The organism is Pseudarthrobacter sp. As-47 (assembly GCF_058215595.1).
The window spans coordinates 2,622,661-2,642,130 of the sequence record NZ_CM177088.1; the positions used below are offsets into that span (position 1 = coordinate 2,622,661).

The 19,470-nt window shown below is 68.1% G+C and carries 15 protein-coding genes; 5 read left to right on the top strand and 10 right to left on the bottom strand.

All coding sequences use genetic code 11. The features are described from left to right. Positions 1 to 32: 32 nt before the first annotated feature. Positions 33 to 1,616: a signal recognition particle protein gene (ffh, locus tag AC4BCK_RS12165; RefSeq protein ID WP_363937641.1), complete on the bottom strand. Its 1,584-nt coding sequence runs from the start codon at positions 1,614 to 1,616 to the stop codon at positions 33 to 35. Positions 1,617 to 1,733: 117 nt separating this feature from the next. On the opposite strand from ffh, the gene AC4BCK_RS12170 reads away from it, so the two are divergent. Continuing rightward, on the top strand, positions 1,734 to 3,137 hold the full coding sequence (locus tag AC4BCK_RS12170) for a glucose-6-phosphate dehydrogenase (RefSeq protein WP_363937643.1): 1,404 nt from the start codon (positions 1,734 to 1,736) through the stop codon (positions 3,135 to 3,137). Between the two features lie 137 nt (positions 3,138 to 3,274). Here the strand turns inward: AC4BCK_RS12170 and AC4BCK_RS12175 are convergent, their stop codons facing one another. Together AC4BCK_RS12175 and AC4BCK_RS12180 are read right to left on the bottom strand one after the other, a co-directional pair. Beyond that, positions 3,275 to 3,613: a P-II family nitrogen regulator gene (locus AC4BCK_RS12175; RefSeq protein ID WP_104184824.1), complete on the bottom strand. Its 339-nt coding sequence runs from the start codon at positions 3,611 to 3,613 to the stop codon at positions 3,275 to 3,277. Beyond that, positions 3,610 to 4,971 (bottom strand): ammonium transporter, encoded by a 1,362-nt coding sequence (locus tag AC4BCK_RS12180; protein WP_174178183.1) that lies wholly within the window; start codon positions 4,969 to 4,971, stop codon positions 3,610 to 3,612. The genes AC4BCK_RS12175 and AC4BCK_RS12180 overlap by 4 nt, the downstream gene beginning before the upstream one ends. A 283-nt stretch (positions 4,972 to 5,254) precedes the next feature. Here AC4BCK_RS12180 and AC4BCK_RS12185 point away from each other — a divergent pair, with 283 nt between their 5' ends. Further along, a complete protein-coding gene (locus tag AC4BCK_RS12185; RefSeq protein WP_251423654.1) occupies positions 5,255 to 6,445 on the top strand; it encodes an MFS transporter in 1,191 nt (396 codons plus the stop codon). A 19-nt stretch (positions 6,446 to 6,464) separates the two neighbouring features. On the opposite strand, the gene ftsY is transcribed toward AC4BCK_RS12185, so the two are convergent. Continuing rightward, on the bottom strand, positions 6,465 to 7,673 hold the full coding sequence (gene ftsY, locus AC4BCK_RS12190) for a signal recognition particle-docking protein FtsY (RefSeq protein WP_174178181.1): 1,209 nt from the start codon (positions 7,671 to 7,673) through the stop codon (positions 6,465 to 6,467). Positions 7,674 to 7,749: 76 nt separating this feature from the next. Continuing rightward, the gene (smc, locus tag AC4BCK_RS12195) at positions 7,750 to 11,337 is read right to left on the bottom strand and encodes a chromosome segregation protein SMC (protein WP_490565984.1); all 3,588 of its coding nucleotides are present in this window, start codon (positions 11,335 to 11,337) and stop codon (positions 7,750 to 7,752) included. A gap of 232 nt (positions 11,338 to 11,569) precedes the next feature. Between smc and AC4BCK_RS12200 the strand changes: the two genes are divergently transcribed. Genes AC4BCK_RS12200 through AC4BCK_RS12210 form a run of 3 tightly spaced genes read left to right on the top strand, consistent with a single transcriptional unit; the run spans position 11,570 to position 16,289 of the window. After that, on the top strand, positions 11,570 to 12,592 hold the full coding sequence (locus AC4BCK_RS12200) for a 3-oxoacyl-ACP synthase III (protein ID WP_490565985.1): 1,023 nt from the start codon (positions 11,570 to 11,572) through the stop codon (positions 12,590 to 12,592). Further along, positions 12,586 to 15,321 (top strand): alpha/beta fold hydrolase, encoded by a 2,736-nt coding sequence (locus tag AC4BCK_RS12205; RefSeq protein ID WP_490565986.1) that lies wholly within the window; start codon positions 12,586 to 12,588, stop codon positions 15,319 to 15,321. The genes AC4BCK_RS12200 and AC4BCK_RS12205 overlap by 7 nt, the downstream gene beginning before the upstream one ends. Beyond that, positions 15,318 to 16,289, top strand: coding sequence for an NAD-dependent epimerase/dehydratase family protein (locus AC4BCK_RS12210; RefSeq protein ID WP_400619077.1), 972 nt, complete (start codon positions 15,318 to 15,320; stop codon positions 16,287 to 16,289). Before AC4BCK_RS12205 ends, AC4BCK_RS12210 begins: the two co-directional genes overlap by 4 nt. A gap of 34 nt (positions 16,290 to 16,323) precedes the next feature. Here the strand turns inward: AC4BCK_RS12210 and mutM are convergent, their stop codons facing one another. From mutM to coaD, 5 genes are all read right to left on the bottom strand, one after another. Then, on the bottom strand, positions 16,324 to 17,295 hold the full coding sequence (gene mutM / locus AC4BCK_RS12215; RefSeq protein ID WP_310113809.1) for a bifunctional DNA-formamidopyrimidine glycosylase/DNA-(apurinic or apyrimidinic site) lyase: 972 nt from the start codon (positions 17,293 to 17,295) through the stop codon (positions 16,324 to 16,326). Between the two features lie 4 nt (positions 17,296 to 17,299). Beyond that, positions 17,300 to 18,028: a ribonuclease III gene (gene rnc / locus AC4BCK_RS12220; protein WP_174178244.1), complete on the bottom strand. Its 729-nt coding sequence runs from the start codon at positions 18,026 to 18,028 to the stop codon at positions 17,300 to 17,302. A 21-nt stretch (positions 18,029 to 18,049) separates the two neighbouring features. Beyond that, on the bottom strand, positions 18,050 to 18,253 hold the full coding sequence (gene rpmF, locus AC4BCK_RS12225; protein ID WP_009356569.1) for a 50S ribosomal protein L32: 204 nt from the start codon (positions 18,251 to 18,253) through the stop codon (positions 18,050 to 18,052). Positions 18,254 to 18,289: 36 nt separating this feature from the next. Further along, positions 18,290 to 18,814 carry a YceD family protein gene (locus AC4BCK_RS12230; protein ID WP_082874416.1) on the bottom strand — a complete coding sequence of 175 codons (525 nt, stop codon included), beginning with the start codon at positions 18,812 to 18,814 and terminating at the stop codon, positions 18,290 to 18,292. A gap of 123 nt (positions 18,815 to 18,937) precedes the next feature. Then, positions 18,938 to 19,438: a pantetheine-phosphate adenylyltransferase gene (coaD, locus tag AC4BCK_RS12235; protein WP_066276863.1), complete on the bottom strand. Its 501-nt coding sequence runs from the start codon at positions 19,436 to 19,438 to the stop codon at positions 18,938 to 18,940. Positions 19,439 to 19,470 lie beyond the last annotated feature (32 nt).

Sequence of the window (19,470 nt, forward strand, 5' to 3'; positions counted from 1 at the left end):
CGGCATCTGCTGCTGAGCTGATCCTGGTGTGCCTATTTGCCGAGGAACTTGTCGAAGCCCTTGGGCAGGTTGAGCTGGGAGGGATCAAAATCGCCGGCCTGCTGGCCAAAGGCTGCGCCGGTGGGCAGCGCCTTGGCCGCGTTCGCCCGGCGGGCCTCGGCGTCCTTGCGCTCCTGCGCGGCTTTGGCCGGGTTGCCGGACTTGGCCTTCTTCTTGGGCGCGCTCTTGGCGTTCTTCCGGGCACCGCCGCCGGCCCCCGGCAGGCCCGGCATCCCGGGCATTCCCGGCATGCCGCCCTGGGCCATCTTCTTCATCATCTTCTGGGCCTGCGCAAAGCGCTCCAGCAGGCCGTTGACCTCGGAAACGTGGACGCCGGAACCGCGGGCGATGCGGGCACGGCGGGAGCCGTTGATGATCTTGGGAGCGACGCGCTCGTGCGGGGTCATGGACCTGACGATGGCCTCCACGCGGTCGATCTCGCGCTCGTCGAACTGCTCCAGCTGCTGGCGGATGTTCTGCGCACCCGGCATCATCATGAGCATCTTCTTCATGGAGCCCATGTTGCGGATCTGCTGCATCTGGGCCAGGAAGTCGTCAAGGGTGAAGTCCTCCTGGTCGGCGAACTTCTTCGCCATCCGGGCGGCTTCGTCCTTGTCCCAGGACTTCTCTGCCTGCTCAATCAGGGTGAGGACGTCACCCATGTCCAGGATGCGCGAGGCCATCCGGTCAGGGTGGAAAAGCTCGAAGTCGTCCAGGCCCTCGCCGGTGGACGCAAACATCACCGGCTTTCCCGTGACCGACGCGACGGAAAGGGCGGCACCGCCGCGGGCATCGCCGTCGAGCTTGGACAGGACGATGCCGGTGAAGTTGACGCCTTCGTCGAAAGCGAGCGCCGTGTTCACCGCGTCCTGGCCGATCATCGAGTCGATGACGAACAGGACCTCGTTGGGCACGATGGCGCGGCGGATCTGGCGCGCCTGCTCCATCATGTCCGCGTCGACGCCCAGCCGGCCGGCGGTGTCCACGATGACGACGTCGTGGAGTTTCTGCCGCGCTTCCTCAACACCGGCGCGGGCAACCTCAACCGGGTCCCCGGCAGGGTGTTCGAGCTCGGTGTAGGTGGCACCGGGGTGCGGTGCGAAGACAGGCACCTTGGCGCGCTGGCCCACGATCTGCAGCTGCGTGACGGCGTTGGGGCGCTGCAGGTCGCAGGCCACGAGCATCGGGCTGTGGCCCTGTGACTTCAGCCACTTGGACAGCTTGCCGGCGAGGGTGGTCTTGCCGGCACCCTGGAGGCCGGCAAGCATGATGATGGTGGGGCCGCTCTTCGCCAGGCGGATCCGGCGGGTTTCGCCGCCGAGGATCTCCACCAATTCCTCGTTGACGATCTTGACGATCTGCTGGCTCGGGTTCAGGGCACCGGAAACCTCAGCGCCCAGGGCGCGTTCCCGTACCCGGCCGGTGAACTCACGGACCACTGGAACGGCAACATCGGCGTCCAGAAGGGCGCGGCGGATCTCGCGGACTGTGGCATCGACGTCGGCTTCAGTAAGCCTGCCTTTACCGCGCAGGTTCTTGAAGGTTGCTGTCAACCGGTCAGAGAGTGAATTGAACACGCGACGTGCACTTCTTTCAGTGGATGATCAGGGCAGTGGATGATCAAAGGCTGTTGATGATCGGGACTCGACTATCTAGGGTACCAAGCCGGGCCCGCAAGGTGGCATGCTGGCCAAATGACGAGCCAACCAACTGTTAAGACCCTGCTCATCCTCGGCGCCTCGGGGGACCTGACGGGCAGGCTGCTCCTGCCGGGACTGGCGCGCCTGGTGGCAAGGGGACGCGCTGCGGGCCTCCGGCTGGTGGGTGCCGGATCCGATCCCTGGACCCCGGAACAGTGGCGGGAACGGGTGCATGCGTCCTTCGAGGCAGCCGCCGGGTCCGCAGCCGCCGAGGGGAAGGAAGCCCTCCAGTCACTTGAGAAGGAAACGGTGTACCACCAGCTGGATGTCACCGCCGAGGGGGCGCTGGCCTCGCTTCTTGGGGCGCTCGAGGGTCCCACCGCCGTCTACTTCGCGCTGCCGCCCCGCATCAGCCAGCTTGCCTGTGAGTCCCTCCGGCCGGAGCAGGTCCCGCCGGGCACGCGGCTGGTGATGGAAAAGCCCTTCGGTTCCAGTGAGGACTCGGCCCGCTCTCTCAACCAGACCCTGGTCCGGCTGGTCCCCGAAGACCACGTCCACCGGGTGGACCACTTCCTGGGCAAGGCCACGGTGCTGAACATCCTGGGCCTGCGGTTCGCCAACAATTTCCTGGAACCGGTGTGGGACCGGCACCACGTGGAAAAGGTGGAAATCATCTTCGACGAGGACCTCGCGCTGGAGGGGCGGGCCCGCTACTACGACGGCGCCGGCGCACTGCGGGACATGATCCAGAGCCACCTGCTGCAGATCATGGCCCTGCTGGCCATCGAGCCTCCGGCCACCATCGGTGAACGGGACCTGCGGGATGCCATTTCCGCCGTCCTTCGGGCCAGCAGCGTACCGGAGCCCTATGCCGGTTCCACCCGCAGGGCACGCTACACAGCCGGCCAGGCAGGAGGGAAGGACGTTCCCGACTACGCACGGGAGGAAGGCGTGGACGCTGAACGCGGGACCGAGACGCTGGCCGAGATCCAGGTCAACATCGACAACTGGCGCTGGAACGGGGTCCCGTTCATTCTTCGGTCCGGCAAGGCACTGGGCGCGAAGCGCAAGGAGGCAGTGGTCACCTTCCGCCCGGTGCCCCACCTGCCCCGGGGCTTTACCGGCGTGGACTCCCCCAACAAGCTGCGGATTGGCTTCGGCCCGGACACCCTGAGGTTCGACGTCGACGTGAACGGGCCCGGGAACATCTTCAGCCTGAGCCGGGCCACCCTGGAAACCGAGCTCAGCGGCTCCGACCTCCTCCCCTACGGCGAAGTCCTGGAGGGGGTGCTGGCGGGCGACCCGCTGCTGTCCGTCCGCGGAGATACGGCGGAGGAGTGCTGGCGGATTGTGGAGCCGGTCCTGCGGGCCTGGCAGCAGGACCTGGTTCCCCTGGAGGAGTACGACGCCGGCTCTGCCGGACCGGCAGCCTGGCCCACCGCGGTGCCCGGAAAGTGAGCCCCGGCGGCTTCGGGCGGCAGGGCCGCCGATCAGCGGCCCTGCCTTAAACAGCGGAAGAGCGGGCAGGAAAACCCTGGGGTTTTCCTGCCCGCTCTTTTGGTGTTCACGGATGTTTCCGTGGAGTACCGCCGGCCCTAGATCGCGGCGACACCGCGTTCACCGGTGCGGACCCGCACGGCTTCGGAGACATCCACCGTCCAGACCTTGCCGTCACCGGCCCGGCCGGTGTTGGAGCTGGCGATGATGACATCGAGGATGTCGTCCGCCTGCTCGTTCGTGGCCAGGACCTCCACGCGGATCTTTGGCAGCAGATCCACGTTGTACTCCGCTCCGCGGTAGACCTCGGTATAGCCGCGCTGCCGGCCGTAGCCGCTGGCCGCGCTGACCGTCAGACCCTGCACGCCGTAGGCCTCCAGACCTTCCCGGATGGCTTCGAGCTTTTCCGGCCTGACGATCGCTGTAATCAGTTTCATGCCCCCACGCTTTCCTTACCTGTTGCTGATTCTGTCTTCTGCGCACCCGTTGCTGCGTCGGATGCCTGCGCGGCGTCCGCCTGGGTCTTTCCGGTGATCATGTCGTGCAGGGGCTGGAAGCTTCCGCCGTGTCCCCCGACGCCGAACTCGTAGGCTGTTTCGGCGTGCAGGCTGAGGTCCACACCCACCGTTTCCTGTTCCTGCGAGACCCGGAAGCCCATGGTCTTGTGGATGGCCAGGGCGATGATCGTGGTCAGGACCGCGGAGTAGGCGATGGCGATCCCGGCTGCTGCCAGCTGCGCCCACATCTGGGTCATGCCGCCGCCGTAGAAGAGTCCGCCGCCGGCGCCTTCCTCGGGAAGGGCGATGAAGCCAAGGGCCACGGTGCCGATGATGCCGGAAACCAGGTGGACACCCACGACGTCGAGCGAATCATCGAAGCCCCAGCGGAACTTCAGTCCGACTGCCAGGGCGGAAGCGACGCCTGCGACGACGCCCAGGCCAAGGGCACCGACCGGGCTGACGTTGGCGCAGGCGGGGGTGATGGCAACGAGGCCTGCAACCACGCCGGAGGCTGCACCGAGTGAGGTGGGGTGGCCGTCGCGGATGCGCTCCGTGACCAGCCAGCCGAGCATTGCTGCTGCCGGGGCGGCGAGGGTGTTGACCCAGATGAGGCCGCCCTGCTCTGCGGTGGAGGCAGCGCCGCCGTTGAAGCCGAACCAGCCAAACCAGAGAATCGCAGCGCCGAGCATCACGAACGGGATGTTGTGCGGGCGGTGGTTGGGGTCCTTGCCGAAGCCCCGGCGGTTACCGACGATGAAGACGAGGATCAGGGCCGCAACACCGGCGTTGATGTGGACCACGGTGCCGCCGGCGAAGTCGATGGCTTCGCCGAGTGCCGCGCCGACAGCGCCTTCGGTGCTGAACAGGCCGCCGCCCCACACCATGTAGGCGAGCGGGCAGTAGACCAGCGTGACCCAGACCGGAACGAAGACGGTCCAGGCGCCGAACTTGGCGCGGTCAGCGATGGCGCCGCTGATGAGGGCCACCGTGATGATGGCGAAGGTGGCGCCGAAGCCCACCGTGATGAGCCCGTCGGGGGTGTCAATGCCTTCAAGCCCGAAGTTGGCGAAGGGGTTGCCCACCATCTGGAGGAAGCCGTCCCCGGAGGTCATTGAGTATCCCCACAGGACCCAGATGACTCCCACCATGCCGATGGAGATGAAGCTCATCATCATCATGTTCAGCGCGGCTTTGGCCCGGGTCATGCCGCCGTAGAAAAATGCCAGACCCGGTGTCATCAACAGCACAAGCGCCGCCGACACCATGATCCATACGTGACCTGCGGTAAGTTCCATGGTGCACGCCTCTCTTGTCTATGTGGTCGAAATTTTGCGGAGATGATCCGCCTGCCAACGCCTTTTGCGTCCTGTAACGAGTGTGTCGGCGCTGTGTTTCGGCCGCGGAGGATTTGTATTGCGGGGCTGTTACAACAACCTCTAGGAAGTAAATGGTGCATATCTGGCTTGTTACGGTTATGTTTCACCCCTCCCGCCGTAGCCCGGCACCCACATATGCAAGGACCACTGGACCATGACGGCAGATACCCGCGTGAGCCGCGCTACATCGCGGATTTTTTCGATGCTGCGCAGGGACAGGCAGAAGCTCCCGCGCGACATCAAGGTGATGCTGGCCGCGGCCTTCCTGATTGCGCTGGGATTCGGTCTTGTTGCCCCCGTGTTGCCGCAATTCGCCACAACCTTCGGGGTGGGAAACACCGAGGCGTCCGTGATCGTGGCCATCTTCGCGTTCATGCGGCTGGTCTTCGCCCCTGCGGGCGGCGCCCTCATAGGCCGGCTGGGCGAACGCCCCGTCTATGTCACGGGGCTGCTGATCGTGGCCGCATCCACCGCTGCGTGCGCCTTCGCCCAGGACTATTGGCAGCTGCTGCTGTTCCGCGGGCTGGGCGGCGCCGGCTCAGTGATGTTCACCGTGGCGTCGATGGCGCTGGTGGTCCGGCTCGCACCGCCCGAAAGCAGGGGCCGCGTCTCGGGTGCCTATGCGTCCGCGTTCCTCATCGGGAACGTGTGCGGCCCTATTGTCGGCGGGCTCCTGGCAGGTTTCGGCCTGCGCGTTCCCTTCCTGGCGTACGCAGCCGCCCTGGTGGTAGCCGCCGTCGTGGTCCAGACGCAGCTGAGCCATCAGCGCCGGGGCAGCGGGCCCCGGCAGGAACGCGCGGACATGCCGCTGGCCGAGGCCCTGGCTGCAGGAACGTACCGGACGGCGCTGGTGTCCAGCTTCGTGAACGGCTGGGCCACGTTCGGGGTCCGGATGGCCACCGTTCCGCTGTTCGCGGTGGCCGCGCTCGGCGCGGGGCCTGAAGCGGCGGGGTTTGCCTTGGCAGTCTTTGCTGCCGGCAACGCGGCGGCTCTGACGTTCTCGGGCCGGCTGGCCGATACCCTGGGCCGTAAGCCCATGATGGTGGCCGGGCTGCTGGTGGCGGGTGCCTCCACGGCTGCCATCGGCTTCACCACCGGGCTGGGCTGGTTCCTGGCGGCATCGGCGCTTGCCGGCATCGGCTCGGGACTCTTCGGCCCTGCCCAGCAGGCCGCCGTCGCCGATGTGATCGGCAACGGGCGGTCCGGCGGGAAGGTGCTGGCCGTGTACCAGATGACGTCCGACGTCGGCGCGATCGTGGGGCCGGTCCTGGCCGGCGTGCTGGCCGACCGGCTGGGCTACGGCTGGGCCTTCGGGGTGACCGGCGGCATCATGGTGGTGGCGGCGTGCTCCTGGCTTGCCACCCGGGAGAGCCTGCGGAAGCCCGCGGCGTAACCGCGGGCTGCAGCTGCGGCTAGTTCAGCAGGGCGTCCACGAAGCCTTCAACCTCGAAGGGGGCAAGGTCGTCTGCCCCTTCCCCGAGGCCGATCAGCTTCACCGGGACGCCGAGAGTCTTTTGGATTGCGACGACGATGCCGCCCTTGGCGGTTCCATCCAGTTTGGTCAGGACGATGCCGGTGATGTTGACCACTTCGGAGAACACCCGGGCCTGGTTCAGGCCGTTCTGGCCGGTGGTTGCGTCCAGCACCAGGAGGACCTCGTCCACTTCGGCCAGCTTCTCCACCACGCGCTTGACCTTCCGGAGTTCGTCCATCAGGCCCACCTTGTTCTGCAGCCGGCCGGCGGTGTCGATCATCACGACGTCGACTTCCTGGTCGATGCCGGCCTTGACCGCCTCGTAGGCAACCGAGGCGGGATCTGCGCCGTCGACGTCCGACTTGACGGTGGGAACGCCGACGCGCTGGCCCCAGGTTGCCAGCTGCTCTGCAGCGGCAGCACGGAACGTGTCCGCCGCGCCGAGCAGGACGTCCTTGTCTTCTGCCACCAGCACGCGGGCAAGCTTGCCTACGGTGGTGGTCTTGCCGACGCCGTTCACGCCGACCACCATCATCACGGCAGGCCTGTCGGCGTGCCGCTGGACGTTGAGCGTGCGGTCCATGGTGGGATCGACGAGCTTGATGAGCTCCTCCCGCAGCAGCAGCTTGACCTGCTCAGGAGTCCGGGTGCCCAGCACCTTCACGCGTTCGCGCAGCGCGTCCACGAGCTGCATGGTGGGTTCGGTGCCGAGGTCTGCGAGGAGGAGCGTTTCCTCCACTTCGTCCCAGACGTTTTCGTCGATCTTGTCGCTCGAGAGCAGGGCCAGGAGCCCCTTGCCCATGACGTTGTTGGAGCGGACCAGCCGTTCGCGGAGGCGGACCAGCCGGCCCGCCACAGGCAGCGGGGTTTCCACCGGAATGACTTCAAGTCCTGCGGCGTTGTCCGGGACTTCGGTGGCCTCCAGGCCTTCAAGGTCCGCGCCGTCCGGGGCCGTGCGGTCTGCCACCGAGCCCGGCCGGTCCTCCACCGCCGTGCTGCCGCCCCGCGGCAGGACGGGGTCGTTGGCGTCCCGCGTGCCGGGGTAGCGCGTGATGTTCTTCCGGGTCTTCATCAGGACCGGAATCAGCCCGCCGAGAACCACCAGGGCAGCAAGGATGGACAGAAGTATGGGAAGGATGTCATTCACTCCCCTAGCTTCTCATAGACGCCGGGGCTCTTTTGGGGGCCGGGGAGGCAGTTGACCTGCCGTTACACCGGCGGCGTCAGACCTCGGCCCCAAGCCTCTGGCTGATCACGGTGGAGACGCCGTCGCCGCGCATGGTGACGCCGTACAGGGCGTCGGCAACTTCCATGGTCCGCTTCTGGTGGGTGATGACGATGAGCTGGCTGGATTCCCGGAGTTCTTCGAAGATCGTGATGAGCCGGCCCAGGTTGGTGTCGTCCAGGGCCGCCTCCACCTCGTCCATGACGTAGAACGGCGAAGGCCGCGCCTTGAAGATGGCAACGAGCAGGGCCACCGCGGTCAGCGAGCGTTCGCCGCCGGACAGGAGCGACAGCCGCTTGATCTTCTTGCCGGCGGGACGGGCCTCCACGTCGATGCCGGTGGTGAGCATGTCGGACGGGTCGGTCAGGACCAGCCGCCCCTCGCCGCCCGGGAAGAGCCTGGCGAAGACCCGGGTGAACTGGGCCTGGGTATCCTCGAACGCCTCCGTGAACACCCGCTGGACGCGGTCATCCACTTCCTTGATGATGTCCAGGAGGTCCTTCCGGCTGGCCTTCAGGTCTTCCAGCTGGGCGCTGAGGAACTGGTGGCGCTCCTCAAGCGCGGCGAATTCCTCCAGCGCCAGGGGGTTGACCCTGCCCAGGCCGGCGAGGTCCCGTTCGGCCTTCTTCAGCCGCTTTTCCTGCTCTGCCCTGTCATAGGGTTTACCCTCCACGATGTCCGCACCGGTGTGGTCCACAGGGGCGCGAAGGGCGGCCCATTTGTCACCGCTCTCCCCCGCCGGGACGGGAACCGGGACGTCCGGGCCGAACTCGGCCACCAGGGCATCGGGGGTGATCCCCAGTTCGTCAATGGAGCGGCTCTCGAGGGCTTCGATCCGTGCTTTTTGCTGGGTCCGGGCGAGCTCATCACGGTGGACGTTGTCCGTGAGGTCGGCGAGTTCACGGGCCAGCAGTTCGTTTGCGGTCCGGATCGCGGCGAGCTCCCGGTCCCGCTGCTCCCGGTTTTCCTCCGCCAGGTCCCGCTCATGCTGTGCCAGGTCCACGGACACGTCCACATGGCGAAGGGCCAGGCCGACGGCGGCCGAAACGGCTGCCGCCCGCCGCGCCTTGATGCGGCGGACCCGGGCGCGTTCGGCAGCTTCCTCGCGTGCCCTGCGTTCCGTTGCGGCCGCGCGCTCCAGGGATGCGGCCCGGTTCCGTGTGGCCGCGAGCTGCTCCTCGGCGCTGCGGAGCGACAGCCGTGCCTCCACTTCGGCGCTGCGGGCATGGGAGGCCGCCTGGGCGAGCGCGTCACGGTGCCCGGTGGAGGGCTCCTCTTCCAGCGGGACTTCCTGCGCTGCGGCCAGGCGGGCAGTGACAGCAGCGAGCGCCTCCTCCTCGGCGGCAACGTTCTCCTCAGCCTTGGCCAGCGATGCCGCCAGGCGGTCGCTTTCCCCGACGGCGCTGCGAAGGACGGAGTTCAGGTGGCCCAGGCGTTCTGCCACGGCGGCCAGCCTGGCGTCCGAGTCATGCAGCCTGTCCAGTGCAGCGTCGGCATGCTCCTGCGCCTCGGACCGCCGGGCCTCGGCGCCGGCCAGGGCGAACCTGTTCCGCTCCAAACCTGCCGTGACCTCGGCAAGTTCGCTCTCGGCGTCGTCCACGGCGGCCTGCACCTCGAGGAGGGACGGCGCCTTCGCCGAACCGCCCGTGGCTGACATGGCCGTAAAGATGTCTCCGGCCCGGGTGACGGCAGTCAGCTCCGGCTGCGCCGCCACCAGGGCGGACGCCGCCTGGATGTCGGGGACGACGGCGGTGCCGGACAGCAGGTGCGCCACGAGAGGTGGGCATGGGGACGCGGATGTGACGAGGTTCACTGCCCAGTGTGCCCCCGCGGGGAGGGGCGCCGTTGCGTCCGCCGGCTTTTCCGCAGTGTCATCAGCCGATTCGACGAGCAGCGACGCGCGTCCGGCGTCGTGGTCCTTCAGAAGCTGGACCACGGCGACAGCAGTGGCGGAATCCTGGACCACGACGGCCTCGGAGGCCTCGCCCAGGACCGCGGCGATGGCGGTCTCGAAGCCCGGCGTCACGGCCAGTTGCCCTGCCAGCGATCCGTGGATCCCTTCGAGGCCCGCGTGCAGGGCGTGGCTGGCGCCGTCCTTCCGTTCGAGGCCCAGCTTCAGGGCGTCCCGCCGCGCCACCAGGGCGTCACGCTTCCGGACTCCCTCGCTGACGGCGGCCTGGAGGCCTGCGATCTGCTGGACCACCGTGTCCAGGGCGTCGCTGGCGGCCTCGTAGTCGGCGTCAAGGGATTCCTCCCCCTCCTCAACGCCCGCCACCTGGTTTTCCAGGGCCGCGAATTCGGCCTGGGCGCGCGCCCGCCGTTCGTTCCCGGCGGCAAGAGATTCGCGCAGCCTGCCCAGCTCCGCCTGGGCGGATTCCACCCGTGACCTCGCCGCCGCCACCTGGCCGGCCAGGCGGGCCAGGCCCTCACGCCGGTCGGCTGCCGCGCGGAGCTCTGCAGTGAGCCGCTTGTCCTCTTCCAGGGCAGCGCGTTCCGCGTCGGCCTTGTCCGCCGAGGCTGTTTCGAGGGCGCTTCGCCGGTCCAGGATGTCCCGCTCCAGTTCGGCAAGCTCCTGACGGACCCTGGCCGCCTGGCGTTCCAGCTGTTCCGGATCGCGGCCGGGCGGCGGGGCCTCCACGGAACCGAGGAGGCTGCTGCGTTCCTGCGCCAAGGAGCCCAGGGACCGCAGGCGCTCCCTGGTGGCGGACAAACGGTACCAGGCGTCCCTGGCGGCGTTCAGCTGGGGGGTTGCTTCAGCTGCACGTTGTTCCAGCACGGCCTGCTCCCGGCGGCCGGTCTCCAGCTCCCCGGCAACGAGGGTCCGGCGTTCCTTGAGGGCGGCCTCGTCCGCTACGTCCTGTTCCAGCGCCAGCTGAAGCTGGACGAGGTCGTCGGCCAGGAGGCGGGCGCGGGCATCGCGGACATCGAACTGGACACGCTGGGCCCGGCGGGCCACTTCGGCCTGTTTCCCCAAGGGCGTGAGCTGGCGGCGGATTTCCCCGGTGAGGTCGGTGAGGCGCTGCAGGTTGGCCTGCATGGCGTCCAGCTTGCGCACCGTTCTTTCCTTGCGCCGGCGGTGCTTCAGGATGCCGGCCGCTTCCTCGATGAAGCCGCGGCGGTCCTCCGGCGTGGCGTGCAGGACACGGTCAAGCTGGCCCTGGCCCACAATGACGTGCATCTCGCGGCCGAGGCCGGAGTCCGACAGCAGTTCCTGGATGTCCAGCAGGCGGCAGCCGGCGCCGTTGATGGCGTATTCCGAGCCGCCCGAGCGGAACAGGGTCCGCGAGATGGTCACTTCGCTGTACTCGATGGGGAGGGCGCCGTCAGTGTTGTCGATGGTCAGCGACACATGGGCCCGGCCCAGCGGCGGCCGGCCCGAGGTGCCGGCGAAGATGACGTCTTCCATCTTGCCGCCGCGAAGGGTCTTGGCACCCTGTTCCCCCATGACCCACGCCAGGGCGTCCACCACGTTGGACTTTCCGGATCCATTGGGGCCGACCACCGCGGTAACCCCCGGCTCGAAATTGAAGGTGGTGGCGGACGCGAATGACTTGAACCCCCGGACGGTCAGGCTTTTGAGGTGCAAGGCGTTTCGGTTCTCCTGCTCGGCGGACGCGGATGGTGGGGACAGCCACGGATACCTACAATCTACTGCGGGCCGGGACATTTTCGTGCAGAAGCCCGGCCGGGCCGGGCCGGATGCCCTGTCCTGCATGTGCAGGAATGGACCGGCACCGGGCATGATTAGTCCTTGGGCTTTGTGCTTGAGGGGGCGGTTACCCGCCACAGCACGGGACGGACACGAACAGAGGCTTGATTTGATAGGGAATGCAACATTCCGGCACCGCAACACCGCTCTGCTCTCGGTGATCGGCGTCCAGGCTCCGCAGATTGTCAGTTCAACGGAATTCGACCACCGGCTGGCATCCACCCTGCGCCGGCTGAAATTTCCCCCAAGGCTGCTCGAGCGGGTAGCCGGTGTCACGCACCGCAGGTGGTGGGCACCCGGTACCTCCTTCGACGACGCCGCCATCGAGGCAGGCGCAAAGGCCCTGGCGGACTCCGGCATCGAAGCGTCCGAGGTGGGACTGCTGATCAACACCTCCGTCACGCGGCGGAACCTCGAACCGTCCGTCGCGGTCAAGATCCACCACGGACTGGGCCTGCCGTCCTCCGCCATGAACTTCGACGTCGCCAACGCCTGCCTGGGGTTCGTCAACGGCATGACCCTGGCCGCGAACATGATCGACTCCGGCCAGATCAAGTACGCGGTGATCGTCAACGGCGAGGATGCACAAGCCACGCAGGAGGCCACCCTGGCCCGGCTGCAGAGGCCCGAAACAACCCGCGAGGACTTCAACCGCGAGTTCGCCACGCTCACCCTGGGCTCAGGGGCCGCTGCGGCCGTCCTGGGACCGGCGGACGAACACCCGGGGGCGCACCGGATCCTCGGCGGCGTGATGCGGGCCGGGACGGAGCACCACGAACTGTGCGTCGGCGGCATCGACGGCATGGCCACCGACACCAAGGGCCTTCTCGACGGCGGCCTGCAGCTGGTGCTCGACGCCTGGCACGAGGCCCAGCCCGAGTGGGATTGGGGCTCGATGGACCGTTATGTCACGCACCAGGTGAGTACGGCGTACACCCAGGCCATCGTTGACGCCATCGACCTGGACCCGGACAAGGTGCCCATCACGTTCCCGCACTGGGGCAACGTGGGGCCGGCGTCGCTCCCCATGACGCTGGCCGCCGAGTCCCAGAACCTCAATGAGGGGGACCGCGTGCTGTGCATGGGCGTCGGTTCCGGCCTCAACACCGCCATGGTGGAAATCGTTTGGTAACCGCCGACTGGCCCGGCGTCGACCCGGAATGGTCACGCCGAATCGATGTGCCGTCCACCTCAGCCGCAGATGAACCCGGAACGGTGCGCCGCTGGCACCTCCTGGACAACGGAGCGCAGCTGTCCCGCCGCGGCCTGGCTCCTGCCGGCACCCTGCTCTGCGTGCACGGCAACCCGACGTGGTCCTACCTGTGGCGGACGCTGCTGGCCGCCGGATCGCGCCCGGAGCAGCCCTGGCGCGTGGTGGCCGTGGACCAGCTGGACATGGGCTTCTCCGAGCGGACCGGGACATTCCGCCGGCTGGCGGACAGGATCAACGATCTTGGCGACCTCACCGCCGCCCTGGAGCTGGACGGCCCCGTGGTCACCGTCGGCCACGACTGGGGCGGGGTGATCAGCCTCGGCTGGGCCCTGGCCCATCCGCAGCAGCTCGCCGGGGTGGTGCTGACCAACACCGCGGTCCACCAGCCTGCCGGCTCACCCATCCCGCCGGCGCTGCGCCTTGCCCTGCACCCCGCCGTGCACAAATGGGGCACAACGACGTCGGACGCTTTCCTGCGGGTCACCCATGCCCTGGCACGCCCGCAGCTTGCCCCCGGGGTCCGGCGCGCGTTCATGGCCCCGTACGCGGGCGCCGGCCGCCGCGGGGGCGTGGGGAACTTCGTGGCGGACATCCCCGCGGACCCATCCCATCCCAGCTTTGCCGCGCTCAGGCGCGTCGCCGAAGGAGTGCGCGGGCTGAAGGTTCCAGCGCTCCTGCTCTGGGGCCCGCGGGATCCGATCTTTTCCGACCGGTACCTCAAGGACCTGATCGGCCGGCTGCCGGACGCGAAAGTACACCGCTTCGAAGGAGCCGGCCACCTGGTCGCGGAGGACCGGGATATCGCCGGTCCCGTCTTCGAGTGGCTCGCCGGGTACGGCGTGGACAGTGCGGCGGGCGGCGGGGGGACTGTGTTTGCGGCGGCAGCCCAGCCTGCCGCGCCTTCCCAGGCTGTGTCTTCCCATGCGGCGCCTGAGCCTGCCGTGCGTTCCCTCACGGCAGATTCCGGCACCGGCTTTACGCCTTTGTGGGAACCGCTGGCGGAGCTCGCGGCAGGACCGGCCGGCGGGGACACCGCCGTCGCTGAAATGGCCTCGGACGGGAGCGTCTCCCGTTCGCTCAGCTGGCTGGAGCTTGAACAGCAGATCGCCGCCGTGGCCAAGGGACTCCGGCAGGCCGGGGTACGGACGGGCAGCCGTGTGAGCCTGATGGTTCCACCCGGCGTGGACCTGACCGTGGTCCTCTACGCCTGCCTGCGGCTCGGCGCCGTGGTGGTGGTGGCGGACGCCGGACTCGGCACCCGGGGCCTGAGCCGCGCCGTCAAGGGCGCCGCCCCGGATTTCCTTATCGGCATCGACAAGGCCCTCGCCGCAGCCTCAGTACTCGGCTGGCCCGGGCGGCGGATCAGCGTGCGGGACCTGCCCTCCGCCCGCCGCCGGCTCCTCGCCGTCGAGACCTCCCTCGCCGCCCTGGCCCGCCAGGGCAAGATCATGACACCCGTCCTGCAGGACCCGGACCCGGATGCGCCCGCCGCGGTGCTCTTCACCTCAGGCTCCACCGGACCCGCCAAGGGTGTGGTGTACACGCAGCGGCGGCTGGCGGCGATGCGGGACACCGTGGCCGCGACGCTGGGGATCCGTCCCGGCGCACGCCTGGTGGCCGGGTTCGCGCCCTTCGCCCTGCTGGGACCGGCCCTGGGGGCGGTCTCCGTGACGCCCGCCATGGACGTCACCGCACCGCGCACCCTCACAGCCCGCGCACTGGCGGACGCCGCCGCGGCCATCGACGCCACCGTGGTCTTCGCCTCCCCCGCGGCACTGCGCAACGTCCTCGCCACCCGGAACGGCCTGGGCCAATCCAGCCGGCAGGCCCTGGGACGCGTGGACCTGCTCCTCTCGGCCGGCGCCCCCGTGGCCGAAACGCTCCTCGCGGAGACGCAGCGGCTGCTGCCCCACGCCTCGCTGCATACCCCCTATGGAATGACCGAGGCACTGCCGGTTACCGACATCAGCTATGAACAGATCCGTGCCGCCGCGGCAGACGCTGCCGCCGGACATACGGCAGGGGCCGGCAACGGCGTGTGCGTGGGACGGCCCGTGCACGGCGCCCGCGTAGCGGTCATCCCGCTCGCTGCGGACGGCACCGCCCCCGGCGACACACCCGTCACGGAACCGGGAACCACCGGCGAGATCCTGGTGAGCGCACCGCATGTGAAGGAAACCTACGACAGGCTCTGGCTGACCCAGCGTGAGAGCATCCGCACGGCCGGCTGGCACCGCACCGGCGACGTCGGACACTTCGACGGTGCCGGCCGGCTCTGGGTGGAAGGACGCCTGGCCCATGTCGTCACCGCGCCGGACGCCGTGGTGACTCCGGTGGGCGCAGAACAGGCTATCGAACTGCTGGACGGCGTCGGGCTGGCGGCCGTCGTCGGCGTCGGCCCTTCCGGGACGCAAGCTGTGGTGGCCGTCGTCGAGACGATGCCGCAGGCCCGCCGGGCGGGCCCCGCCGCGCAGCAGCTCGCAGCGCGGGTCCGGGAAGCGGCCCGGACGCAAGGCGTCAGCGTCTCCGCCGTCCTGGTTGTGCCCTCCCAGCCCACCGACATCCGCCATAACGCCAAGATCGACCGGACGCGCCTGTCCCGGTGGGCCGCCGCGGTGCTGTCCGGCGGACGGGCGGGCAGGCCATGAGGGTCCTGGTCACCGGGGCGAGCGGCCTGCTGGGCGGCGGGGTGGCGCGGCTGCTGGTCCACCAGAGCCACGACGTCAGCACCTTCCAGCGGCGCCCGGCCCTCGTCGACGGCGCCACGGACCATCCCGGCTCCCTCACGGACGACGATGCCGTCCGCCGCGCCGTTACCGGTGCGGACGGCGTTATCCACCTGGCCGCCAAGGTCTCCTTCACGGGGAAAGCCGCGGACTTCGACGCCGTGAATGTGGACGGCACGCGCCGCCTGCTCCGCGCAGCCCGCAGGGCGGGGGTCAGGGACCTGGTCTTCGTTTCCTCGCCGTCCGTGGCCAACTCGGGGGCCGCGATAGCGGGGTTGGGCGCCGAGCCCGCGGAGCCCGCCCGCGCGCACGGCGACTATTCGCGCACCAAAGCCGAAGCCGAACTGCTGGCGCTGGCTGCGGACTCCCCGGATTTCCGGGTCGCAGCGGTGCGGCCGCACATCGTGTGGGGCCCTGGTGACACACAACTGGTGGAACGGGTCCTGGACCGCGCCCGCCGCCGCCGGCTGCCGCTCCTCGACGACGGGGCTGCCCTGATCGACACAACCTACGTGGACAATGCGGCTTCGGCCATCGTCGCGGCGCTGCACCGCATGGAGCACATCCACGGCCGGGCGCTCGTGGTCAGCAATGGTGAACCACGGCCGGTGGGCGAGCTGCTGGCGGGCATCTGTGCAGCAGGTGGCGTCCCGGCTCCGTCCTGGTCCGTTCCGGGCGGCCTGGCGCGGGCGGCAGGGTCCCTGATCGAAGGCCTGTGGACCCGGGCCGGGCGGGCCGGGGAACCACCGATGACCAGGTTCCTCGCCGAGCAGCTCTCCACCGCCCACTGGTTCGACCAGCGCGAAACCCGCCGGCTCCTGAACTGGGCACCGGCAGTATCCCTTGACGAGGGCCTGGCGAGGCTGGCCGCGCACTACCGCGCCCGGTAGGCCGCTGGTCTATTACGCTTCCGCGAGCGTTCCGCTACCAGCGCCCGTTCCGCGGCCGGGGCTGGCAGGCCGGGCAGGTGTAGGACGAACGGTTCATGAACTGTTCGCGCTTCATGACGCTGGACACGCCGGCCGCGGCGCAGCGCTTGCACTCCAGGCCTTCGCGGCCGTAGGCATTTAGGGACCGGTCGAAGTACCCGGAGGCGCCGTTGACGTTGACGTAGAGGGAGTCAAAGCTGGTCCCGCCGGCGGCCAGGGCGTCCAGCATGACCTGCCGGGCTTCCGCGATGACGCGTTCCGCCTCGGCCCGCCGCAGCGTGTCGGTGGGCCTGGCGTAGTGCAGCCGGGCGCGCCAGAGGGCTTCATCGGCGTAAATGTTGCCGATGCCGGACACCAGGCCCTGGTCCAGCAGTGCCCGCTTCAACCCCGTTTTACGTTTCCGGAGACGCCGGTAGAAAAGGTCGAACGAAAAGGCCGGGTCCAGGGGATCCCGTGCGATGTGCGCCGCTTCCCCTGCGATCAGCGGAAGGGGCGATTCAGCGAGTCCGCCGGGGCCGCCGTCGTCTGTTGGAACCAGGTCGGTGACAAACAGGCCCCCGAAGATCCGTTGGTCCACGAACCGCAGCTGGTCGGGCATGCCGTCGCGGGGGCTGAGCCGGAGGCGGACTTTGAGGTGCTTTTCGTCCGGCACGTCCCTGCCCTGCATCAGGAGCTGGCCGCTCATGCCCAGGTGCGCCATGAGCGCCACCTGCGGCAGGCCGGCACTGTCCCGGGTTCCGGCCGGTGCGCCGGCGCCGGTGTCCAGAAGCGGCATCCAGAGGAACTTGCCTCGCCGCACAACGTCCCCGACGGTGGCGCCCTGCAGGTTCCCGATAAAGTCTTCGGTGCCCAGCGCGTGGCGGCGGATCGAGCGTGGATCAACCACCTCCACCGCCTCGATGGTCCGTCCCCGGACCCAGCTGACCAGGCCGCGCCGGACCACCTCGACTTCGGGAAGTTCGGGCACGGCGCTAGGTTGCGGGGGTGGAGCCGGCGGACGCGGCTGCCCCCGGAGGGTTGCCGGCTCCGGAGAGTACCCGCCAGGCGTCTGCGGCAGCTTCCTGCTCCGCTTCCTTCTTGGAATGGCCGGAGCCCTTACCGTAGGCGGTGCCGCCGACGTGCAGGACTGCAGTAAAGGTCCGCGCGTGGTCCGGCCCGGAGCCATCCACGGCGTAGTGGATGGTGCCCAGCTGGCGGCTGGCGGCCAGTTCCTGGATGCTGGTCTTCCAATCCGTCCCGGCGCCCAGGGCTGCGGCGTCCTTGAGCAGCGGACCGATCAGGCGCATCACCAGCTGGCGGGCCGTCTCGATGTCATTGGAGACGTAGGTGGCACCGATCAGCGCCTCCATGGTGTCTGCGAGGATGGACGCCTTGTTCTTGCCCTGGGTGAGCTTTTCGCCCTGCCCAAGGTAGATGTACTCCCCGATGCCCAGGCTGCGGCCGATGCCGGCCAGCGCGCGGGTGCTGACGACGGCGGAACGCCGCTTGGCCAGGTCGCCTTCAGGAAGATCCGGGTTGTCCCGGTACAGGGCGTCCGTGACGGAAAATCCCAGGATGGAGTCGCCCAGGAATTCCAGGCGCTCGTTCGTGGGAATGCCGCCGTTTTCGTAGGCGTAGGAACGGTGGGTGAGCGCAAGACGAAGCGTCCCGGCGTCAATAGAGACACCGAGACGCTTCAGAAGCTCTTCAGTTGAAGACATCATGTCAGCCTGAGTGGCCGATTAGACGTCTGCGACCTTGCGTCCCTTGTACTCAAGGAACAGCGCAGTGCCGGCCGAGTCGGTGACGACCTTTGCCTGGTGCGGCAGGCTGTAGGTGACCTGGCCGTTCTCGACGGTCTTCACCAGGTGGGGGGCGGTCGCCTTCCACTGGGAGCGGCGGGCGCGGGTATTCGAGCGAGACATTTTCCGCTTGGGAACAGCCACGGCTAACTCATTTCTCTCTAGACAAACACGTACACATCAATTTTGCCGGTCAGGCTTAGCCATATCAGCTAGGGCAGCCCAGCGAGGATCCAGGACCTCGTGGTGGTGCCCCGGCTCGTCTTCCAGGCGAACTCCACATTCGGAGCAAAGGCCCTGGCAGTCTTCCCGGCACACCGGCTGGAACGGCAGCGCGGTCACTACTGCGTCCCGCAACACCGGTTCAAGATCGATTACATCGTGCTCGACTCGACGTTGCTCTTCATTATCTTCTTCGTCCGAAAGCTCCACGCCTTCATAGAAGAAAAGTTCCTGCACATTGACCTCAAGGTCATACGCAAGGGGATCCAGGCATCGGCCGCACTCACCTGTTACTTCAGTGAGCACGGTACCTGATACCAGAATTCCTTCGTGTACGGCCTCAAGCCTCAGGTCCAGCTCAACATCCGAGCCTTCCTGAACACCAATGAGCGCCACACCAAGGTCACCTGGTGCGGGTACATGTTCCTTCAGTGTCCGCATGCTTCCCGGGCTGCGCCCGAGGTCCTTGACGTCGAACGCCAAGGGCGAACCAGCATCTCTTTTAATGAGAACTCCTGTTGAACATATGACCGACGTACCATCTTAGCCTGAAGAGCCACGGGGACTCAAACCGGCCGGCGCACAGTGCCGAAGTACCGGACAAGCCTACCCTTTCGGGTGCTGGTTGTGCGGAGGCTCGCCCGCGAGCATCCGCCGCTGCACTGACCGGGGCACATAGTCGGAGACGTTGCCGCCAAGGCCTGCCACCTCCTTGATCAGGGTGGAGGACAGGTGAAGATAGTGCGCCTCAGCCGGCAGGAAGACTGTTTCCACGCCGCTGAGCTGCCGGTTCATGGTGGCCATGGGCAGCTCGTAGTCGAAGTCCGACGATGACCTCAGGCCTTTGACGATGGCTGAGACGCCCCGCTGCCGGCAGTACTCGGCCAGCAGCCCTTCCCCTACGGGTTCCACCACGATGCCCTTGAGCGAGGCGAGGGTTTCCCGCGCCATCTCCAGGCGCTCGGTCAGGGTGAACCTGTACTTCTTGGCCTGGTTGGTGGACACGGCCACAATGACTTCATCGAACAGGCCGGCCGCCCGTGCAATAACCTCGAGATGGCCGTTGTGGATGGGGTCGAAGGATCCGGGGCAGACAGCGCGTCTCATGCTCCGAACCTACCCCATGGGAAGGCCGGGAT